We start from the raw sequence: 19,138 nt of genomic DNA on the forward strand, positions 1-19,138 counted from the left end.
AGCGATGTCAGCAGCCATCAAAACAGCTTAATAGTTGGCCTTGAAAGTCGGCTCTTCACCACGCGCCCTGGCAGCAGCGGCAATATTGCGCAATAAGGCACGCTTGCTTTCGGTGCGGCGACGACCAGAATTTGGCTGCACGAAACCACCGCCAGAATAGCCCATCTCGGCTTTCTTCTGACTGACTTTCGCTGCCAACTCTTTAATCGTTATCTCGCGCATCCGCCTTCTTTTTCCAAAGTAAACTTTATACCATTGGTTTCCCAATAAGCTGGGTTGTTCGGTCGGGATCAGGAACCAAGTTCCCCCAAATACCGTTCCACAAATCATCATCATCAATCACAACAAAATTATATGATTCAAAATGAACATTACCTTTATGCAAAAGGAAAAGTTTAATACCCTCTTCAATCGGCATAATTTTACTGGAAATATCATCACTAGGAGATTTCACAACACAAACGATATCATCACCGCGCTTCATCAAAACAAGGGCGTAATCTTTATCGGAGTTGAAGAATCTTTTCGCAATTTTTGTAAAATTTGACATCACACTTCCAACCTTATTCAGTCATATCGTGTTCCATAAAGTTACAATACCAAGCAGAGACGTAACTTTAAGATAAAAAACCACTTTTATATAGCGTCTCGCTCACCAGCAGAAATCCCCCATCGCATAGGTGATGTGACGGCCCGTGGCGGCCAGAAGTGCATCAAGCTTTTCCCGTTCCGGCAGGGTGCCGCGCGGGGCACCAAGTTCATCGGCATGGATGCCGCCGGTGACGAGGACGACGTCAAGACCGGCATTGTTGGAGCCGGCAATATCGGTCGAGATGCTGTCGCCGACGACCAGAAGCTTCGCATCCGGGCCCTTGTCAAACGCCTGCAGGCAGAAGTCATAGGCACTTGCCAGCGGCTTGCCTTCCCAGCGCACATTGCCGCCAAGCTCTTCATAGCGCCCGGCAATGGCACCGGCACAGATGATGCGGTTGCCGCCCCGGATCACTTCGCGGTCGGGGTTCGGGCACAGCACCGGCAGGTCACGGGCCTTAAGCGCATGCAGAAGGTCCTCGTATTTCGACACCGGATCGTGATCCTCGTTCGGACCGGTGATCAGGACCCAGTCGGCATCATCGACTTCGGTGACGATTTCGACATCCTGATTTTCAAACATCGACATGTCGCGCACCGGCCCGACCATCAGGACCTTGCGACCAAGCTTTGCGTACCAGGGATCAGAGCGCGCAACGAGCTGGGCATAGGCGACCTCGCCCGAAGCAACCGCCGGACCATACAGATCGCGCGAAATGCCCATATCTTCCATCCGGTTGACCACGACCGAGGAACGACGCGGCGCGTTCGACAGAAGGGCTACCGGAATGCCGGCCTCCTTAAGGGCCGTCATCGCCGCAATCGAGCTTGGATAGGGTGTGACCCCGTCATGCACCACGCCCCAAAGATCAAGGATCACGGCATCATATTTGCCAATCACCTCGGACAGGCCATTGATCATTTCGTAGGAGGCGGTTTGCATGCGTCTATCCGTTTTAATTTGATAATTGTGAGATGCAGGTCGAGATTCCCGCCTGCGCGGGAATGACAAAATGTTGGACTGGCACCGTCATTCCCGCGAAAGCCGGAACCACGATCCACAAGCTCAATCCTTCTTGGCGGCCTCGGCCTCGCGCGCAGCGCGGGCCTCATCGACCGGAATATTCTTGCCCGAAATTTCCGGGAAGGCGGCCCCGACCGCATCCGCGACATTGGCAAAACCATCCTTGCGCAGACGCCGTGACAGGTCTTCCTTGATCTCGGCCACAAGCTCCACACCGTGATAGACCAGCGAGGAATAAAGCTGCACAAGCGACGCACCATTGAGGATTTTCTCATAGGCATCCTTGCCCGATGCAATGCCGCCAACCCCGATCAGCGGCACCTTACCCTCGGTCAGGCGATAGAAATCGGCCAGAACCTTGGTCGAGGGCGCCATCAATGGCGGGCCGGACAGGCCACCCTTTTCATCCTGATCATAGGAATTAAGCCCGACGGGCCGATCAATCGTTGTGTTCGAAACGATCATGCCATCAAGCCTCACCTTGGTCACCACAGCCGCAATGTCGGATTTGTCTTCTTCGGTCAGGTCCGGCGCGACCTTGAGCAACACCGGCACACCCTTGGCAAAGCTATTGCGCGCCTTGATCACGGCCTTAAGAAGCTTTTCAAGCGGCGCACGGCCCTGAAGCGCACGCAGGCCCGGCGTGTTGGGCGAGGAAACATTGACCACCAGATAATCGGCATAGGGGCCAAGTGCCTCAACCCCCTTGGCGTAATCACTTGCGGCATCTTCGGAATATTTGTTTTTGCCAAGATTGGCACCAAGTATGCCACGCCGCGCGCGTTTGCGCAGGCGATTGGCAACGGCCTCCGCCCCGTCATTATTGAACCCCATGCGGTTGATCACCGCGCGGTCGGAATAAAGCCGGAAAAGACGGGGTTTCGGGTTGCCCGGTTGGGGCAATGGTGTGACCGAGCCGATCTCAACAAAGCCAAAGCCGTGCGACAGCATCTGGTTGGGGACTTCGCCGTTTTTATCAAATCCGGCAGCAAGCCCGACCGGATTGGCGAATTTGCGTCCGAGAACCTCGGTCTCGAGGATCGGGGTTGCGTCCGTCGCGTCATCATCGCGCGGCACCAGATTGTTTTTCAACGCCCAGATCGCCAGACCATGGGCGGTCTCGGCATCGATCCAGCGGACAATCGGCAAAACCAGTGACTTATACCACCCCACGCGTCACACTCCGTGCTTGTAAAGACATGCCCTGTTCTTACGCGTGGACGCCCGACAGGGCAAGGAACAATCGCGCCCTGCCCTGTTGGAATATGGCCAATTTTATGCCTGATCAAGCATGCGGCGCGCGCTTACAAGTGCGGTATCGCGATCAGCAACGACCTCCATCGGGAAATTGAACAACCGGCCAGAAATCGTATCGATCCGCTTGGTCAGAAGCGCGCCGAGTTCCGCATCCGTCGTCACATAGACATAGCCCTTGCAATAGGTATTAAGCGCCTCACGATGGTTCTTGATCCAGATATTGGATGTTTTCTCATCCTCATGTGGCTCGTCATCATGATCGTGGCTCGCCGGGATCCAGACCGCGACAAACGGCTTCTCCTGCGCAAGCAAACTTGCCAGCCCTTCAAGCACGCCATTCACACGGTCTTCTTCGTGAAGTTCGGGAAAGCGGACAAACACGACTGGCCAGTGGCCAAGATCAAAAAAATCTGCGCGCGGGGCCGGGCCGATGAAACCGGCGGAAACGGAATGATCAACAGTCATCAGTCATTTCTTCCAAACAGGACAAGCAACAGGAACACCATCACAAGGAATGCAACCGCACCGGCCCCGTAAAACAGGCCCCATGTCAAAAGCGGTACGATCTGGGTCGCACCAACCGTCATCAGCGTGCTGACAAACCGGCTGATCCCGTAATAGGCGGCATAATCGGTTGCGGGCTGCGCCCCAACTGACCAGCCAAGGATTTTGGCGGCAATTGTGACGTAAACGCCACTGACCCCGGCGCCAATCGCCACCGCGCCAACAATCGCAATCAGCTGATGCTCGATGGAATAGCCAACAAGCATCGCAGCAAGGGAAGCCAAGGCAATGACGGCAAAGATCAGCATCGTTCGCACAAGGTCCAGATAACGCATCAACGGGATCGACACTGCCGAGGTTGCCAACATCGCAATCGGCCCCAGCGTCCCGACGATCCAGCCGATCTCGGATACCGGCACGCCAGTATCGACCAGCATCAATCTGTTCAGCCCGACCAGCGGAAACATGATGCCACAGGCAACACACAGGATGATCAGCCTGTTGCGCGAAGCCCGGTCACGCAACAGCCGCAGAAGACTGGCACCACCGCTGATCGCCTCAGCCTGTTCTGAAGCCGCACTTTCCTGCCCGTCAAATTTGCGCAGCGATAAAACCGGAAACAGAAGAACCACCAGCACAGCGGCCAGGATAAGAAACGTCAGCTGCCAGCCAAGATCACCGGCAAGGGCAACAAACGCCCCGCCGCCGATCATGCTGCCTGCCGACAGTGCGGCAAGCTTGGTCGCAGATGCACTCGGTCGCCAGTCGGCCTCGACAAGCTTTACCGCCAAAGCATCAAGCGCGATGTCCATGGTCGCAATGGCAAGGACGATGCCAAAACCCAGAACAAAAAGCGCCAGTGGTGCCAGCCCTTCGTTGAAGGCAACAACCACAAGCCCCAGAACCGCAAGCGCCTGCATGGAGACTATCCAGCCAACCCGTTGCGATAAAAACGGCACGCGCAATCGGTCAATCACCGGCGCCCACAAAAACGTCAGGCCAAAGGGCAAATACAAAAGATACAGCCAGCCCGCGGTCGATATATCGATCCCCTGCGCACGCATCACGGTCGGCAGGCCGCCATTGACCACACCAATGATCATGCCGAAGCCAACATAAAGCGCATTTAACCCAAACAGGATCAGGGCATGACGGCGAAAGGCGGAGGGGTTACCCCCCTCCGCACCTGCATTCATCATCGAAGACATGCCTGCCTCACCATGCGTATTTCAGCGAGACATAAACCGTCCGGCCATTGCCATAGTTACAGAAGTTATTGGCAAGACAGGTGACATAGGTTTCATCAGCCAAGTTGGTGATATTCATCTGGGCCGACAGGTTTTCCAGACTACTATCAAGCGCCCCAAGATCGTAACCCAGCATGGCATCAAACAGGGTATAGCCCGGCACATCGATGCGCTGCGCGCTTGCACTCGCGGCATTCGGGCTATACCCGCCAACCGTTTCGCCGACATAACGCACGCCACCACCAATCTTCAGACCATCAACAAAGCCACGATCAAATTTGTGATCGAGCCAAAGCGAAGCGGTGATATCGGGAATGGCAATCGGCGCATCGCCAAGATCATTGACGACACTTTTGGTGATTTCGGCATCCGTGAAGGTGAAGTTGGCAATCGCGTTTGTCTGCTCGGTCAGGGCAACCTTGGCTTCAAGCTCGACACCCTTGGATTCTACTTCACCCGTCTGATAGCGCTGGTTGGGGTTGATCTGGCTGACGACATCTTCCTGGGTGATGTCGAAATAGGCCATGGTAAACAGGGCATCAAAGCTGGTCGGTTCATATTTCAAACCGACTTCATATTGCTCGGCCGTCGTCGGGTCCATTGCGTCACCACTATAGTCGGTGCCGCTGACCGGCAAATAGGACGTCGCATAGCTGACATAGGGCGCGATGCCGTTTTCAAAGTTGTAAACAACGCCGGATTTCCAGGTAAACGCATCATCATTCTGGGTCTGACGCACGCTGGTCCGGTGGTTGTCTGTTATGGTCTGAACGTTGTCATAGCGCCCGCCAAACAGGAAATTCCAGTTGCCGATATCAAGCTGATCCTGAACATAAAGCCCGGACTGGCTCATGGTCTGGTCCTGATCAACAAAGGACGACAGGGATACAGACGTGGCAACACCATAAACCGGATTGAGATAGTCAATCGTCGGCGCGCTGGAGCCATAAAGACGATATTGCGAAGAATCCGAGTATTTGTAATCAAACCCGAACAGCGCGGTATGATCGATCATACCCGTGGTAAAATCGGCCTGCGCCTGCAAATCCGAACTGATACCGCGGGTTTGTTCGTCCGTGGTCAGGGCATAACGGTTGATCGTCTGGTTGTCTGCTGCAAGGCTGCTGGTCGCGATATCCTTGGTCGAGACATCAATGTCGAGATAGCGCAGATTGTGGCGAAACGCCCAAGTGTCGTTGAGCACATGCTCGAACTCATACCCCACAGAAAACTGTTCACGATCAAAGTCGGAAAATGCCGGATCACCATCATTGAAGCTGCGTGGAATGGCACCAGCGGGGCTGCTCCAGACCGTCCCGACCGTTGGCAGGATACCGTAATAGCCGCCTTCGGGATCGCGCTGATAATGGGTCAGCATGGTCAGCGTGGTGTCATCGGCCGGCTTCCAGGTCAGGGCCGGTGCAACATAAACGCGCTGTTCCTTGGTATTGACCACCTGTGTTTCGCTGTCGCGACCCAGGGCAACAAAACGATAAAGCAGCGAATTGTCTTCGGTCACCGGACCGGAAACGTCGGTTGCCAGCTGATAACGGTCATGGCTGCCAACAAGAACCTCGACCTCACCGCGCTCTTCCTCGGTCGGGCGCTTGGTCACGACATTGACCAGACCACCGGGCATAGCCGAACCATATGTCGTCGAGGCCGGACCTTTCAGGACCTCTACCCGCTCAACACCGTATGTCTCGGTCTGCGGAAAGGCATATCCCGGACCGCGCACCATATTAAGCCCGTCTTGATACTGGATCGGATCACTGGGCGAGCCAAAACCGCGGATATAGGGAATGTCATAGCGGGATGCCGAACCGCGCACCTCGGCAGCGACACCGGATGTATAGCGCAAGGACTGCGCAATGCTTTGCGCCTGCTGGACCTCAACCTGATCACGTGTGACAACCGAAATGGATTGCGGCGTTTCGATCAGCGGCGTGTTGGTTTTGGTTCCGCTCACACTCGTCGTTGCGATATAGCCATCGACGACATCTGTTGATGCGCCGCGACGCGTGCTGCCTTCAACAACCACCGCCGGAAGCACACTGCTATCTTCGCCGCTTGCAGCCACGCGCTGGATTTCGACCGTCGATCTGGAAACCGTGAACGTAAGCCCACTGCCAGCCAGAAGCTGGCGCAGGGCTGCTTCGCTCGACATGCTCCCCGTTACAGCAGGTGCAGACACATCGCGCGCAACGTCACCGTTCACCGTCACCTGAATGCCCGATTGCTGGCCAAAGGCCACCAGCGCGTCAGTCAGCGGCTGGGCTGCAATGTCAAAATTCTGAACCGCCTGAAACTTTTCAGCAAAGGCCGATGATGCAGACGCTTCCTGCGCCATGACCGGCAAAGAACCACATACCGAGCTCAAAGCCGTCGTCACCGCCAACGCTCCTGCAAAAGCAAGCGTGCGTTTCATTCCCCCGAAGCAGGTAATAACCCCCATAGTCACAATCTGTTCCACCTTCTTTTGGCCTGTTTGCATTTCGCCATTGCGAATGAGATTGCCTCTCAATGGCGCTTCTATTGATGGAACGTCGCCTGTTTCATTTTTTCTCTAAATTTTTGAGGATCTTTTGTAAGTAACTGATTTTGCGTAGTTAAATTAACGCGAAACAATCACCAACCATGGGGAAACCTGCCAGATTTCGGCATCGCCAGCGCGGGCAATCCCGTACAGGGCCTCTATCGGATCGGCCAAATTATAAACGCCTGTAACCGGCTCGGCCGACAGTTCATCACCCAGTACGACGATTTTCCCGCCATAGTAGCTGCGCATCTGATCAACCACCGACCCAAGTGCCTCATCACGCGCAATCAACTGATGTGCGCGCCAGGTCGCAATCTGGCTCAGTGGTTTCTCGCCGCGAACTGCCGCACCCGACCAATCAACATGAACCGATTGCCCGGCTTCGAGTGTCGCCATGACTGGCGAGATACCGTCCTTGACGTAATCTACGCGAACCTGACCGTGCTCGACCGAAACACCGACACCATCCTGTGCCCTCAAAACCTCGAACCCGGTGCCAAGCACGGTTGTTTCAACCTCATCGGCTTCAACAACAAAAGGACGTTTGGGATTGGTCGCAACGTCAAAGAATGCCTCACCCTCCAGAAGTCCGATGGTACGCTGATCTGCACTGTACGAAACCGTTACCGCACTTTCCGGGGCCAGTGTAATTGCACTGCCATCTTCGAGCATCACCGTCCGGGTTTCCGCGGTTCCGGTTGCGTAGTCTGATTGAATCCCTCGCAGAACCGACGGCCCGGTTACAGCAACCAGCAAACACGCCGCCAGGGCAACAACACCGCCACCAAGCGTCGCAAACCGACCAAACTTCCAGCCTGACGCTTGATAACCGCTACGACGGCGATGCGATGCGATGCTAGTGAGATTTTCCGCGCCCGCCGGTTTGGCCGCCTCACCACGGACCTCCGCCAAACGGGGCTGCCATTTGCCCGCCAAAACAGGTTTGGTTTTATCCATCGCCTCGGACGCCTGCTGCATGGCGTACCATGCTGTTTGATTGACGGGATTTTCGGCCAGCCACGCCTCAAAATCACGGCGCAACGATACGTCGTCCGGTTCCTCGGACAATAAAAGGAACCAGTCCGTCGCTTCGCGAGATGCGATTTTCTCAATCTGTTGCGCGTCTGCCGTCATAAGCTTCCTTCAACGCTGCCGCGTATTGTCCACAGCACCGGTGATCTATCGGAACAATTGCGAAATCGCTTCGCAACAGTTTCCCTAATGATCAAACGTCTAGCGCGCGCGTTTTTATACAACTTTCCAAACCCGAACAAGATCAAGGCCATCCGAGCCTCTCCTTGCAGTGTTGTAGCGCATCGGCAACCAGACGGTGTGCCAGTGGCAACGAGATATCAAGTGCCAGCGCAATTTCGCGCAGCTTCGCCCCGCCAAACCGATGCATTTCAAATGCCATGCGGGTGCGTTCCGGCAGCTCTGCCAACGCCTCCATCACCAGGGCATATTCGTCCTTGTAAAGCGCGACCATTTCCGGTGACGGCGCACTATTGGCGGGCATATTGGCCGCCGCCTCGAAATCATCATCGGTAATGACCTGCCCTTCGCGCTTTAGTCGGCGCTGCCCGTCAAAGGCCAGGTTTCGGACGATCCGAAACAGGTAGCTTGTCGAATCTTCAAGGAATTTTCCGCTGGATGCCTCGTCAAAGCGAAGCCAGGCTTCCTGCACGACATCTTCGGCATGCGCACGGCTGCCGACGATGCTGCTGGCATAATTCAGCAACGCCCGACGGTGCGTGACAAAGATATCAATGCTGCTTGGCTGCTTACCCAAATCTGGTCATTCCTGCACAGGCCTTGCGGCCCCCTTGGAACCGGCGACCGCCACCGCATTCAAAAATTCGAATGCGGATCATTCGCAATAACCTCTAATATTTTGTGCAGAACCACGCAACAGTTTTCACGCATTGCCGAACAGAACCGCCTCAACAGCGGTGAAAAATCAAACTGGAATGATGGTTATATCTGAACGCTACGCGGCTCAGGCACTTTCTTGCATGCGCTTGTCAAACGCTTCGCGGGCCGCTTCTACTTCGGGCATTTTTTCGCGCGTCCAATAGTAAAGCGCCTTGAACGGCTCGATCAGGCTACGCCCCAGCGGGGTGATTTCATATTCGACGGCCACAGGCGATGTCGCAATCACATTGCGCGCGACAATGCCGTTGCGCTCAAGCTTGCGCAGCGTCTGGGTCAGGGCCTTTTGCGTGATGCCCTCAAGCCCGCGCTTGATCGCATTAAAACGAAGCGGCCCGTCGGCCAGCACCGCCAGGATCATCATCGACCATTTATCGGCGATTTGATCAAACAGCTCGCGCGACGGGCATTGGGCGTGAAATTTCTCGATCGAACATTCTTTCATCGGCTGGCCTTCCAATCGCCTTGGCTCCGATCAGGTGCATCAACCGCAGATGTGCGGTTTCCTCGAGTATACCTGGTTACCTCAAGGTGCCTGATTGACACCAAGTATATAACATATATCTAGTTGCCATCATAGACTTTCATAAACCGGAGCATTCCGTGATGACGAAAACAGATATTCTGTTTCAGCCTTTCAAGCTGAAGACACTCGAACTGCCCAACCGCATCGTGATGGCCCCGATGACCCGCTCCAAGGCCGAAAACGGCATTCCGGGTCCGATCAATGCCGAATATTACCGCAAGCGCGCCGAAGGCGGCGTTGGCCTGATCCTGTCCGAGGGCACCGTGGTCGAGCGCCCGGCGTCCCGCAATGATCCGGGCATTCCGTTCTTCCATGGCGACAAGGCAATGGCCGGCTGGAAGGCCGTTGCCGATGCCGTCCATGGTGAAGGTGGTAAAATGGGTCCGCAGATCTGGCATACCGGGTCCACTCGCGCCTTTACCGACTGGGAACCCGACAGTCCGGTTGAAAGCCCGTCAGGCCTTCTGGCGCCCAATGAACCGCGCGGCAACACCATGAGTGATGCAGATATTGCGGACACCATCGCAGCCTTCGCCAAGGCCGCCCTGGATGCCAAGAATGCCGGTTTTGATACCTTTGAAATTCATGGCGCGCATGGCTATCTGATCGATCAGTTCTTCTGGTCGGGCACCAACCTGCGCACCGATCGCTTTGGCGGCAAGACCATCAAGGAACGCGCGACCTTTGCGCACGAAGTGGTGAGCGCCATGCGCGCGGCCGTCGGTCCGGACTTCCCGATCATCCTGCGTGTCAGCCAATGGAAGCAGCAGGACTTCACCGCCCGCCTTGCGACCACCCCGGATGAAATGACCGATTGGCTGGCCCCGCTGGTCGAGGCCGGGGTTGATATCATCCACGCCTCGCAACGCCGTTTCTGGGAACCGGAATTCCCCGAGATTGACGGCGAAAAGGGCCTGAACTTTGCCGGTTGGGCGAAAAAACTGACCGGGGCCGCAACGATTTCGGTCGGTTCTGTCGGCCTGTCCTCGGACTTCATCGGCGCGTTTTCCGGCGAAGCCTCCGAGAAATCCAGCCTCGATGACCTCATCGCGCGCATGGAAAAGAACGAATTTGATCTGATCGCGGTTGGCCGTGCGCTGATCACCGATGCCCAGTGGCCCAATAAGGTCGCAAAGGGTGCCTTTGATCAGCTTGAAGATTTCAACGCCTCTGCGTTGGCAGAACTGGTGTAGGTCCGCCTGCACCATCCCCCCCCCTGTTGTGCCACGCAAAAACAGCCCGCCTCTTTCCCCGGCGGGCTGTTTGAATTTTGATCGCGATTTTCAGGAAACTTGCGCCAGAAAAATGCACGCAACCTGCCATCATGATCCAATAGCCAGATGACACAGCTTGATATCGATAAACTCAAAGCAACCCTGGCCGCGAAAGACCCCGGCCTGTTTCATTTCCATGAAATCTTTTGGGATGACTGGGACGGGCTTTATATCGGCGACAAGGTCAAACTCGGCCACGCGTTCCCAGGCTCAGGACCTACTAATTTGATTTGAATGGCAGACGTTATATTTGTGAAATCCAAGGAAAAGTCCGCCGGGCGGGTTGGTATCCCGGACAAGGGTTTTGACGCTGGAGTTTGCAAATATTACGTCTGTCCTTTGGATTCACCGGATTTGCACGGGCTACTTTGTCGCAAAGCCTTGAAAGATGCATATCTTCCTGCAGCTTTGCTCCGTGTATCCGCACAAATCCGGTGAACCATTCAGACCAAATTAGTAGGTCCTGAGCCTAATGCCGTGCGCGCCGGAAAGCTGCCGGGCGTGATCGATACCGGCACCAAGAAAGGCGGCGGACGGTTATATCTGTGGAAACCGCGCGGACTGTAAAAACCAGCACCCCTATCGCCTTCACATCAAAAACGTGCTAAATTCGCATCATAAAAGATGTTTTAAAGGTGCGACGATGGATATCACCAAGGACATTCGCCCGCTCACCGAATTCAAACGTGAAACGGCACAATTCACCAAACGGCTCAAGGAAACGGGAAAACCGGCTTTTCTGACAGTCAATGGCAAGGCAAGCCTTGTGGTCATGGATGCTGGCGCATGGCAGGAAATGCAAAACCGGCTTGAATATGCCGATAGCGTTGCAGGTATCCGCAAAGGACTGACTCAGATTGATCAGGGCGAAGGTGAAGATGCCAAAGCCTTCTTTGACACGCTTTCTGATCCGGCCGCATAGCCGGGCATGAAGCATTGTCGGGTTATCCTTGCACCCAAAGCGGCCCAAGACATCCGCGATGCCTTTGAATGGTTGCGCATGGAAAATCCTGCTTATGCCAATTCCTGGCGGGATGGTCTGCGGGATGCCATCATGGCGCTTGAAACCCTGCCGCTCAAAAATCCGATTGCACCGGAAAGCAGGGAATTCGATGTCGATATCCGCCAGCTTCTATACGGGCGCAGCACACCTTGGCGGATTTTCTATTCCGTCAACGATCAGCAGGTCTCGATCCTGCATGTCCGACACGGGCGACAGGATTACTGGCGCCCGTCCGATACGGACAATTGATCGCAATACCGGATCTTAACGCAAATCTTCCGGCAGGATATGAACCCCGTCGGGGTCAAGGCGGATGTCATCAACGCGCGTAACGTGTTCGACCGCCAGCGCATCATAAAGATGCGGGAACAGCGTGCCGCCACGGGCCGGTTCCCATTTGATCTTCCCCTCGATCGGGGCGACCGGAACATGCAGCAACTTCAAATGATCCCGCCCGGCATAATGCAGGGCAAGGGTGGCTGCCAACGTTTCCTGGGTCGAGAAATGGATAAAGCCATCGGCAATATCGTGCGGCGCACCGTCATATTGTCCGACGCTGATCGCTTCCGCCCACTCATCCGCGCCAAGAACGCGGTAGATTGTTTTATCTGTTATATTTGTCATGGCCGGAATTTAGGCAGCCGTGCGCAAAACGGCAAGCCTATTTCATTTGAGCCTTGAGCCAGCCGAGAAGCGTCCCATGGCGCTCCCTCTTGGTAAGATATAGACCAACTCGTTAAATCTCTTTTCCTGCTAAGATTACAGTGGCGCTGTCTTGCAACTCAGCAATCAACCTGCATTTTGCTATCTCCAGATCACTGATTAGACCTGCTAGATCATCTGGCCCGTCACTTGCAATGCAAATCATCTGCTCTCCCGTGCTAAGTCTTGACACTATGCATAACGCTTTAGTCTCCAGAACGTGATCCATAGCCAACTCAAGCGTTGATTTCACAGAGCCAGCGTGATTCGGAAGAGTCAGGGCATCCATTCTACATCTCTCTCGACAATGAAAACAATTCAGGAACATAACTTTTTTAAACGCTTTAATATCAAAGCGTTACGCGACTCAAAAAACTTTGACCTAACATCACGAGTCGGTTAGCATTTTTACTGAACCAAGCAATAAAAAAGGCGATCTCTGTTGGAGCAGAGACCGCCAATATATTGCTCCTCAAGTCAGTTCTGCCTCGAGGTTGCATTTTGTGAAGACGTAGAAAGTATCAACTACGACGCAGTGGTTCAAGGCAGATCGCTCTTTAGCCTTGAAAGGATATAACCATGGCTAAGAAGTCGAGCTCGAAGACTACTTCTTCATCCGGCAAAGCAAGAAGCGCTGTAACCGGACGCTATGTGACAAAAGGGTATGCAAAAAAGCACCCTAAAACCACAGTAGTAGAGAAGAAGTGATTCTGTATGAAGAGGAGGAGACTCATCTCCTCCTCTTCATCACACCCCAACCAATCCTGTCAGAAAATCTTCGTCTGACCTTTAATCAACGCGATCTGACGCTTCAACCACCCCAGAAGTGCCCCATGGCGCTCCGTCTTGGCAAATTCCGGGCTACAGACCAGCCAATAGGCCGATTTCATCGGTACTGCCTTGCCGATGGGTTTGAGGAACCCCTGCGCGATATCGCCCTCGATCAGAAGCGTCCGCCCAAGCCCGATGCCCATGCCATTGATCGCGGCCTGCAACACCAGATCGGCGCGATCAAAGGCGAGTGCGTTGGCATCCTCTATGATCTCCACCCCGGCCTGCCCGGCGTAATAGCCCCAACTGAAATCCGTGCCATCGCGCTCGCCCACTGCATCCTTGAGCAAGGTGACATCGCGCGTTCCAACAACATCGTCAAACGCACGATCCCCGGCACAATAACCGGGGCTCGCCACCGGAATGATCGCAGCCTTTTTAAGCAAGCTGGAATGCAGCCCCGGATACGGCCCGGCGCCAAAGCGGATGGCGGCATCAATCGTGCCCTTGCTGAAATCCACCGGCCGGTCATTGACATCCAATGCAATCTCAAGCCCGGCCTGTTGCGCGCTTGCCAGATTGGGCAGCACCCATTTCATCGCAAGGGCCGATGCCACCGACAGCCGCACCGTTCCGCTCGTTCTGAATTTCTCCAGCCGGTCAAACGCCTGATCCCAGACAGCCACGGACTCAATGGCCGCCGCGCACAGCACCCGACCATATTCGGTCGGCGTGATCTGGCGCGTGGTGCGTTCAAACAGCGCAAAGCCAAGCGCCTCTTCAAGCTGCGTAATCCGGTGACTGACGGCGGATTGATGCACACCAAGCTTTTCGGCCGCCTTGCTGAAACTGTTTTCACTGGCAATCGCGGCAAGTACCGGTGCCAGGTGGCTCGCCCGTGCAATCAGATACTCGCGAGAAATTTCATGAGGTTTCTTCATCTATATATGAGTCCAGGATCTCTGAAAAAACGATTAAAACAGCTTCAATTCAGATTTTAGCAGGAATAGAGTCATGAGTACATCTCAAGAAAAAACCCACACCGTCCCGGTCCAGATCGTCAATGCCTTTGTCAAAAACGGAACAGGCGGCAACCCGGCCGGGGTCGTTCTGGATGCCGACCAATATAGCGACGCGCAAAAGCTTACGATCGCACAGAAAGTCGGCCTGTCGGAAACCGCCTTTGTCTCGAAATCCGCGACCTGCGGCATCAAGCTTGATTTTTTTACGCCAACCAAACGCATCGCCCATTGCGGCCACGCGACCATCGCGACCTTCTCCTACCTCGCCGAACTGGCACGCTTTGGCGATGGCGAGACCTCCAAGGAAACCGTCGATGGCCCGCGCAAGATCATCCTTGATCACGGCATGGCCTATATGGAGCAACTCGCCCCCACCTACACCCCGGCCAGCAGCTGGACGGATCACGGTGTCACGCTCTGTGATGTCCTGAAATCGCTTGCGATCACCTCGGATGATCTCGATGACCGCGCCCGCCCGGTTCTGGTCAACACCGGCAATAACTTCATCGTCATCGCGGTGAAAGATCAGAAGACGCTCGCCAACATCACGCCCGATCAGGACGCCATCAACACGATTAGCGAGAAGCTGGATCTGATCGGCTATTACATCTTCACCACCGAAACCGGTGGCGCTGACGACGCAGGCATTGACGCCACCACCCGCATGTTCGCCCCGCGCTACGGCATTGCCGAGGAAGCCGCCACCGGCATGGCCGCCGGCCCGCTGGCCTGCGTGCTCCATGACCTGGTGGACATGAAAAAGGACACCTTCCTGATCGCCCAGGGCGAGTTCATGACCGAACCATCCCCCAGCCAGATCAAGGTCACACTGGACCTCAAAAACGACCGCATCACCGGCCTTCTCGCCGGCGGTCAGGGCAAGGTGATGAAAAACCTTGAGATTGCGCTGTAAGTACCCGCCCCTCCTTGGCGCTTCTGCAAGCTCGTAGAAGCGCCATAGCTTTACCTGCAAGTAAAACACAAGCCAAACTCAGCACAAAATCGCAAAACTTTACTCATAGGTAAACATGACTTTACATTTGTAGCAAAACCACCTAAATTTACTCACAGGTAAATTTGGAGGATACTGTGCACATCGCTCGCATGGATCAGCTTGGCTCGGAAATCCGCAAAACCCGCAAGGCACTCGGCTTGTCGCAGACCGATCTGGCACTTGCCACGGGGCTAAGCATCAAGTTCCTCAGCCAGCTTGAAACCGGCAAGGCCGACAATCCAAGCTTTGCCAATATCCTTGAGATCACCCGTGCACTTGGCGGTCAGGTGATGCTGGATTGGCCCGATATCTCGATTGCCCCCGCCCCCACCCAAACGGACGGAGACGGGGTATGAGCAAAACCCTTCTGGTCCTCGCCAATGGTCACGATCGGGTTGGCGTTTTGCAATCCGATGCACGCGGCTACATGTCGTTTGACTATGACCCGGATTGGCTTTCAAGCCCGGCCACCTATCCGATTTCGCAAAGCATCCCGCTGCGATCCGGCCCGTTTGACCATCAAGCAATTGAGCCATTCTTTGACGGGCTTTTGCCGGACAAGAAAGATGTCCGCCGCCAGATCGCAGCACTTTTTGACGTTGCCCCAACGGACGAATTTGGCATCCTTGAGCATATCGGGCGCGATTGCGCCGGGGCCTTGATGCTGATCCGCCCGGATCAGGCCGAACAGCCCGAACTATCCGGCGCGCATACTGCATCGATTTCACAAAACGACCTCGCCAAACGCATTGCCGAACTGCCGCAAAGACCGCTTTTTGTCGACGAAGACGAAGTTGTGCTGTCGCTGGCCGGGGTGAATGACAAGGCCGCGGTTTATATCGATCCCACCACACAGGAAATCTCCCTGCCGATTGGCGGCTATCCCAGCACGCACATCCTCAAGATTGATATTGAACGCCTGCCCGACTCAACCCGGACAGAGCATTTCTGCATGAAACTTGCGCGCAAGATCGGCCTTGATGCCGCGCACACCAAAATCAGGATTTTCAGTAACCGCCCGGTCCTGTTCGTCACCCGATTTGACCGGGCCTACGCAAAAACATCAACCGGCGTCCGCGTCACCCGCCTGCATCAGGAAGATTTCTGTCAGGCGCTTGGCGTAAACCCGGATGTCAAATATGAACGGCAGGGCGGACCGGACCTTGCCACGATGTTTGCGCTCACCAAACAGGCATCCACCATCCCGGCCCGCGACATCCCCAAGCTGCTTGGCTTTGTGATTTTCAACTTCCTGATCGGCAACCCGGATGCCCACGCCAAGAACTATTCCCTGATCTATCGGCAACGCCTGCAATCGGTTCAGACGGCAATCAGCCCGCTTTACGATGTCAATAACGGCGCTGCTTTTCGCGATTGCTTCAAAAGCCAGCGCGCCCGCCTGGCGCAATCGATTGGCGGATGTTTTGACCCGACCGAACTGGACTGGTCCCACTGGGAAACCCAGGCCCGCATGATCGGTAGCTCCCCCACCGCGCTTCGCAAGGCGTTGCTCACCATGGCAAAGAAAGTGCAGGAAACCATCATCCCGCTACGCAATGAATTGCGTGACACGGACGCCGATAGCCCAAGGCTTGATCTGATCGTTGACGACGTATCGAACCGATGTGAAGCTTGGATCAGAAAACTGGGGTGATCCCATGGATGATGATTTCGAACTCCCACCGGGCATCGGCCCGCACAATGACCGCGAACTGGAACTGATGCTGGCCGGAACAAAGCCGATGGCGATGTTCTCGGACGCGGTCCACGTCAGCGACTATTTCCCCGAAACCGATTTCGCCCCGCACGTCAAATCAGGTCGAATCATTCGGGTTGAAGAGATCATCCGCAAAGCCCCTTACCCAATGCGTTACCTGTTTTATGCCCTGCCCGGCGAAGAATGGCGGATCGAGGAAGCGTTGGTTATGTGTCGCAATCTATGCGCCGGAACGGTAGCAGATCACGACGTTGATTCCGCACGGATGGGAGCGTTACTAGGATATTCGGAAGAGGACATTGCTGCGTTTATAAACCATCAGCAATACATGAAATCAAAGATATCGTGATACTCGAAATCACCAGTATTGCTCATATTCCTTGAGCAACAACGCAGTCTTCAGCAACCCACGGCTCTCAGCAAACTGAATGATCTTACTCGTCGAAAGAGCCGGGTTCTGGTAGCCGGTTCTCATGCACTTTAACGCACTGAAAGCTGTTTGCTCATGCAGCGTGATCGTATCAGCAATAAATTCATCCGGCGATTTAAGCTCAATGCCGAACTTCACTAATTCTTCCGGCGGAAAATCTTTCAAATTGTCCGTCACAAGAACCTGCGCGTTGGTATGAATCGCCGCGGCCAACACATGCCGATCACCCGCATCCGGCAACGTTAGTGCTGGGATATGAGGCTCATGCCCTGTTACGCAAGCATCGCGAAAAGCTCTTTCAATTGCCGCACGTTGCTTTGCTCCATTTGCTTCGCCTTTGGTAATTTTCTTTATCGCCCGCTCGGTCTCATCCAATATTTGCGGACTCCAGCGCGGGCGGAAAAGTTCCGCCTCGGCTAGATGAAGCAACAAATTGCGCTTGAACACATCGGCCAGAACACAGGCATCAACAAGAGCTGTAAAATGGTCTGCCCGATAAGTCATCTGCGCTCAATATCCTTTCAAAAGAAGCTCTGCGTCCATTTTTGCCAGTTCGGACAAGGCTTCGCGACGTTCTGCATCACGGGCGGCCTTGTAAGCAAACAAATCCTCGGCCTTAATCCGGCGATGCCGACCGACAGTAGTAAATTTGATATCGCCGGCTTCAAGCAGTTTGATCAGATAGGGTCGAGACACATTCAGCAGATCTGCCGCCTGCTGCGTGGTCAAATCTGCCGAAAGCGGCACCATCTGAAATCCCTGACGGCTGGAAACTAGACGCAGCAAAGCCATCAGGCTTTCCGTCAGCGCCGGGCTCAAGGTAATCGTTTCGGGCTTACCATCACCGGGCATAACTGTCAGCTTGGTATCTTCACCTTCTTGTGTCTGCGAAGCAATGATCTGGCGGAGTTGATCTGCTGTCGCGCTTTCAATTTTCGTTGGCAATCTACCGCCAAAATCGTCTTTGCGAATTGCCGACATCTCTTATCTCCATTCCCTTTTCCCGCATCGTCGGGCTCAACCGCCCTCAGATGCGACTACATCATATGCCACCCCTGCAACAAACGCAATATTCGAAACAAACGAAATATTCGAAACAAACGAAATATTCGAAATCACGGTAGTTTCTTATCCGCACTCCGCTTCACAACGCTCACCCCCAAAACCCCCAACGCAATGCCCCAGATCGGGCTGGTATTGACCAGGGCCGCGATAATCGCCGGGGCCTGGAGTGGCGTTAAGATGATGGCATAGGCGATGGCGCCCATGGTCATGATCCAGGTGAGTGCCACGGCGTAGCCGAAGCTGGGGCGCCAGCGCCGCACGAACGCGTCTTCGCTTGCGACTTCGGCGCGGATGGTGCGGTTGACGGATTTCAGCGTCTCGGTATCGCGGGCCAGTTCGATTTCGGCCATGCGTTCGGTGTGGCGGTTGGCGGCAATAAGTTGTTCGGGCGTGACGTCGCCTTTGGTGACCGCTTTTTCGACCTGTTTGAGGCCCTCGGCCGCCGTTTTGGCGATCGGGTTGTCGATATGATCAAGCCCCGCACCCACCGCTTTCATCAAAAACGGCAGGCCGATCTGGGCGAGCAATGCCGGGATCATGTGA

23 protein-coding genes are annotated in these 19,138 nt (G+C 54.9%); 8 read left to right on the plus strand and 15 right to left on the minus strand.

The features are described from left to right. Window positions 1-27: 27 nt before the first annotated feature. The 10 genes from UF64_RS14765 to UF64_RS14810 form a co-directional block, all read right to left on the minus strand. Window positions 28-222, minus strand: coding sequence for a hypothetical protein (locus tag UF64_RS14765; RefSeq protein WP_044829379.1), 195 nt, complete (start codon window positions 220-222; stop codon window positions 28-30). Window positions 223-247: 25 nt separating this feature from the next. Next, entirely contained in the window at window positions 248-550 is a 303-nt protein-coding gene (locus UF64_RS14770) for a hypothetical protein (protein WP_044829380.1), read from the minus strand. Between the two features lie 102 nt (window positions 551-652). After that, window positions 653-1,534: a TIGR01459 family HAD-type hydrolase gene (locus UF64_RS14775; protein ID WP_044829381.1), complete on the minus strand. Its 882-nt coding sequence runs from the start codon at window positions 1,532-1,534 to the stop codon at window positions 653-655. A gap of 123 nt (window positions 1,535-1,657) precedes the next feature. Beyond that, on the minus strand, window positions 1,658-2,788 hold the full coding sequence (locus UF64_RS14780; protein WP_044829382.1) for a quinone-dependent dihydroorotate dehydrogenase: 1,131 nt from the start codon (window positions 2,786-2,788) through the stop codon (window positions 1,658-1,660). A gap of 102 nt (window positions 2,789-2,890) precedes the next feature. Then, window positions 2,891-3,337, minus strand: coding sequence for a hypothetical protein (locus UF64_RS19765; protein WP_052657655.1), 447 nt, complete (start codon window positions 3,335-3,337; stop codon window positions 2,891-2,893). Continuing rightward, a complete protein-coding gene (locus UF64_RS14790; RefSeq protein ID WP_044829383.1) occupies window positions 3,337-4,584 on the minus strand; it encodes an MFS transporter in 1,248 nt (415 codons plus the stop codon). The genes UF64_RS19765 and UF64_RS14790 overlap by 1 nt, the downstream gene beginning before the upstream one ends. Window positions 4,585-4,591: 7 nt before the next feature. After that, window positions 4,592-7,015, minus strand: a complete 2,424-nt coding sequence (locus UF64_RS14795; protein WP_161794625.1) for a TonB-dependent siderophore receptor — start codon at window positions 7,013-7,015, stop codon at window positions 4,592-4,594. Between the two features lie 222 nt (window positions 7,016-7,237). Beyond that, the gene (locus UF64_RS14800) at window positions 7,238-8,296 is read right to left on the minus strand and encodes a FecR domain-containing protein (RefSeq protein ID WP_044829385.1); all 1,059 of its coding nucleotides are present in this window, start codon (window positions 8,294-8,296) and stop codon (window positions 7,238-7,240) included. Window positions 8,297-8,438: 142 nt separating this feature from the next. Continuing rightward, window positions 8,439-8,951: a sigma-70 family RNA polymerase sigma factor gene (locus UF64_RS14805; RefSeq protein ID WP_044829386.1), complete on the minus strand. Its 513-nt coding sequence runs from the start codon at window positions 8,949-8,951 to the stop codon at window positions 8,439-8,441. Window positions 8,952-9,158: 207 nt separating this feature from the next. Beyond that, window positions 9,159-9,536 (minus strand): helix-turn-helix domain-containing protein, encoded by a 378-nt coding sequence (locus UF64_RS14810; RefSeq protein ID WP_044829568.1) that lies wholly within the window; start codon window positions 9,534-9,536, stop codon window positions 9,159-9,161. Window positions 9,537-9,697: 161 nt separating this feature from the next. Between UF64_RS14810 and UF64_RS14815 the strand changes: the two genes are divergently transcribed. The 4 genes from UF64_RS14815 (at window position 9,698) to UF64_RS14830 (ending at window position 12,143) form a co-directional block, all read left to right on the plus strand. After that, window positions 9,698-10,810: an NADH:flavin oxidoreductase gene (locus tag UF64_RS14815; protein WP_044829387.1), complete on the plus strand. Its 1,113-nt coding sequence runs from the start codon at window positions 9,698-9,700 to the stop codon at window positions 10,808-10,810. A 147-nt stretch (window positions 10,811-10,957) separates the two neighbouring features. Next, window positions 10,958-11,125, plus strand: coding sequence for a hypothetical protein (locus UF64_RS20575; protein WP_161794626.1), 168 nt, complete (start codon window positions 10,958-10,960; stop codon window positions 11,123-11,125). 409 nt (window positions 11,126-11,534) lie between these two features. Then, window positions 11,535-11,813 (plus strand): type II toxin-antitoxin system Phd/YefM family antitoxin, encoded by a 279-nt coding sequence (locus UF64_RS14825; protein ID WP_044829389.1) that lies wholly within the window; start codon window positions 11,535-11,537, stop codon window positions 11,811-11,813. Between the two features lie 6 nt (window positions 11,814-11,819). Further along, window positions 11,820-12,143 carry a type II toxin-antitoxin system RelE/ParE family toxin gene (locus UF64_RS14830; protein WP_044829390.1) on the plus strand — a complete coding sequence of 108 codons (324 nt, stop codon included), beginning with the start codon at window positions 11,820-11,822 and terminating at the stop codon, window positions 12,141-12,143. A gap of 15 nt (window positions 12,144-12,158) precedes the next feature. Here the strand turns inward: UF64_RS14830 and UF64_RS14835 are convergent, their stop codons facing one another. Continuing rightward, window positions 12,159-12,518: a DUF952 domain-containing protein gene (locus tag UF64_RS14835; RefSeq protein ID WP_052657656.1), complete on the minus strand. Its 360-nt coding sequence runs from the start codon at window positions 12,516-12,518 to the stop codon at window positions 12,159-12,161. Window positions 12,519-13,363: 845 nt separating this feature from the next. Continuing rightward, the gene (locus UF64_RS14845; protein WP_152630701.1) at window positions 13,364-14,308 is read right to left on the minus strand and encodes a LysR family transcriptional regulator; all 945 of its coding nucleotides are present in this window, start codon (window positions 14,306-14,308) and stop codon (window positions 13,364-13,366) included. Window positions 14,309-14,381: 73 nt separating this feature from the next. On the opposite strand from UF64_RS14845, the gene UF64_RS14850 reads away from it, so the two are divergent. The 4 genes from UF64_RS14850 (at window position 14,382) to UF64_RS14865 (ending at window position 17,449) form a co-directional block, all read left to right on the plus strand. Continuing rightward, on the plus strand, window positions 14,382-15,302 hold the full coding sequence (locus tag UF64_RS14850; RefSeq protein WP_044829392.1) for a PhzF family phenazine biosynthesis protein: 921 nt from the start codon (window positions 14,382-14,384) through the stop codon (window positions 15,300-15,302). A 176-nt stretch (window positions 15,303-15,478) separates the two neighbouring features. Then, window positions 15,479-15,739, plus strand: coding sequence for a helix-turn-helix domain-containing protein (locus tag UF64_RS14855; RefSeq protein ID WP_152630702.1), 261 nt, complete (start codon window positions 15,479-15,481; stop codon window positions 15,737-15,739). Further along, the gene (locus tag UF64_RS14860) at window positions 15,736-17,037 is read left to right on the plus strand and encodes a type II toxin-antitoxin system HipA family toxin (RefSeq protein WP_052657657.1); all 1,302 of its coding nucleotides are present in this window, start codon (window positions 15,736-15,738) and stop codon (window positions 17,035-17,037) included. The genes UF64_RS14855 and UF64_RS14860 overlap by 4 nt, the downstream gene beginning before the upstream one ends. Then, window positions 17,009-17,449 (plus strand): hypothetical protein, encoded by a 441-nt coding sequence (locus tag UF64_RS14865; RefSeq protein WP_235285083.1) that lies wholly within the window; start codon window positions 17,009-17,011, stop codon window positions 17,447-17,449. The genes UF64_RS14860 and UF64_RS14865 overlap by 29 nt, the downstream gene beginning before the upstream one ends. Before the next feature lie 9 nt (window positions 17,450-17,458). On the opposite strand, the gene UF64_RS14870 is transcribed toward UF64_RS14865, so the two are convergent. From UF64_RS14870 to UF64_RS14880, 3 genes are all read right to left on the minus strand, one after another. Next, window positions 17,459-18,034 carry a PIN domain-containing protein gene (locus UF64_RS14870; protein ID WP_044829395.1) on the minus strand — a complete coding sequence of 192 codons (576 nt, stop codon included), beginning with the start codon at window positions 18,032-18,034 and terminating at the stop codon, window positions 17,459-17,461. A gap of 6 nt (window positions 18,035-18,040) precedes the next feature. Next, on the minus strand, window positions 18,041-18,511 hold the full coding sequence (locus tag UF64_RS14875; protein ID WP_044829396.1) for a helix-turn-helix domain-containing protein: 471 nt from the start codon (window positions 18,509-18,511) through the stop codon (window positions 18,041-18,043). Between the two features lie 134 nt (window positions 18,512-18,645). Continuing rightward, window positions 18,646-19,134: a 3TM-type holin gene (locus UF64_RS14880; protein ID WP_044829397.1), complete on the minus strand. Its 489-nt coding sequence runs from the start codon at window positions 19,132-19,134 to the stop codon at window positions 18,646-18,648. Window positions 19,135-19,138: the final 4 nt, after the last annotated feature.

Origin of the sequence: Thalassospira sp. HJ, assembly GCF_000948415.1 — a bacterium.
Classification (GTDB): Bacteria; Pseudomonadota; Alphaproteobacteria; order Rhodospirillales; family Thalassospiraceae; genus Thalassospira.

What these genes read in the sequence shown, in the direction of transcription:
- UF64_RS14765 (WP_044829379.1), bottom strand. Translation starts at nt 222, where the DNA reads ATGCGCGAGATAACGATTAAAGAGTTGGCAGCGAAAGTCAGTCAGAAG.
- UF64_RS14770 (WP_044829380.1), bottom strand. Translation starts at nt 550, where the DNA reads ATGTCAAATTTTACAAAAATTGCGAAAAGATTCTTCAACTCCGATAAA.
- UF64_RS14775 (WP_044829381.1), bottom strand. Translation starts at nt 1,534, where the DNA reads ATGCAAACCGCCTCCTACGAAATGATCAATGGCCTGTCCGAGGTGATT.
- UF64_RS19765 (WP_052657655.1), bottom strand. Translation starts at nt 3,337, where the DNA reads ATGACTGTTGATCATTCCGTTTCCGCCGGTTTCATCGGCCCGGCCCCG.
- UF64_RS14790 (WP_044829383.1), bottom strand. Translation starts at nt 4,584, where the DNA reads ATGTCTTCGATGATGAATGCAGGTGCGGAGGGGGGTAACCCCTCCGCC.
- UF64_RS14800 (WP_044829385.1), bottom strand. Translation starts at nt 8,296, where the DNA reads ATGACGGCAGACGCGCAACAGATTGAGAAAATCGCATCTCGCGAAGCG.
- UF64_RS14810 (WP_044829568.1), bottom strand. Translation starts at nt 9,536, where the DNA reads ATGAAAGAATGTTCGATCGAGAAATTTCACGCCCAATGCCCGTCGCGC.
- UF64_RS14815 (WP_044829387.1), top strand. Translation starts at nt 9,698, where the DNA reads ATGACGAAAACAGATATTCTGTTTCAGCCTTTCAAGCTGAAGACACTC.
- UF64_RS20575 (WP_161794626.1), top strand. Translation starts at nt 10,958, where the DNA reads ATGACACAGCTTGATATCGATAAACTCAAAGCAACCCTGGCCGCGAAA.
- UF64_RS14825 (WP_044829389.1), top strand. Translation starts at nt 11,535, where the DNA reads ATGGATATCACCAAGGACATTCGCCCGCTCACCGAATTCAAACGTGAA.
- UF64_RS14830 (WP_044829390.1), top strand. Translation starts at nt 11,820, where the DNA reads ATGAAGCATTGTCGGGTTATCCTTGCACCCAAAGCGGCCCAAGACATC.
- UF64_RS14835 (WP_052657656.1), bottom strand. Translation starts at nt 12,518, where the DNA reads ATGACAAATATAACAGATAAAACAATCTACCGCGTTCTTGGCGCGGAT.
- UF64_RS14845 (WP_152630701.1), bottom strand. Translation starts at nt 14,308, where the DNA reads ATGAAGAAACCTCATGAAATTTCTCGCGAGTATCTGATTGCACGGGCG.
- UF64_RS14850 (WP_044829392.1), top strand. Translation starts at nt 14,382, where the DNA reads ATGAGTACATCTCAAGAAAAAACCCACACCGTCCCGGTCCAGATCGTC.
- UF64_RS14860 (WP_052657657.1), top strand. Translation starts at nt 15,736, where the DNA reads ATGAGCAAAACCCTTCTGGTCCTCGCCAATGGTCACGATCGGGTTGGC.
- UF64_RS14870 (WP_044829395.1), bottom strand. Translation starts at nt 18,034, where the DNA reads ATGACTTATCGGGCAGACCATTTTACAGCTCTTGTTGATGCCTGTGTT.
- UF64_RS14875 (WP_044829396.1), bottom strand. Translation starts at nt 18,511, where the DNA reads ATGTCGGCAATTCGCAAAGACGATTTTGGCGGTAGATTGCCAACGAAA.
- UF64_RS14880 (WP_044829397.1), bottom strand. Translation starts at nt 19,134, where the DNA reads ATGATCCCGGCATTGCTCGCCCAGATCGGCCTGCCGTTTTTGATGAAA.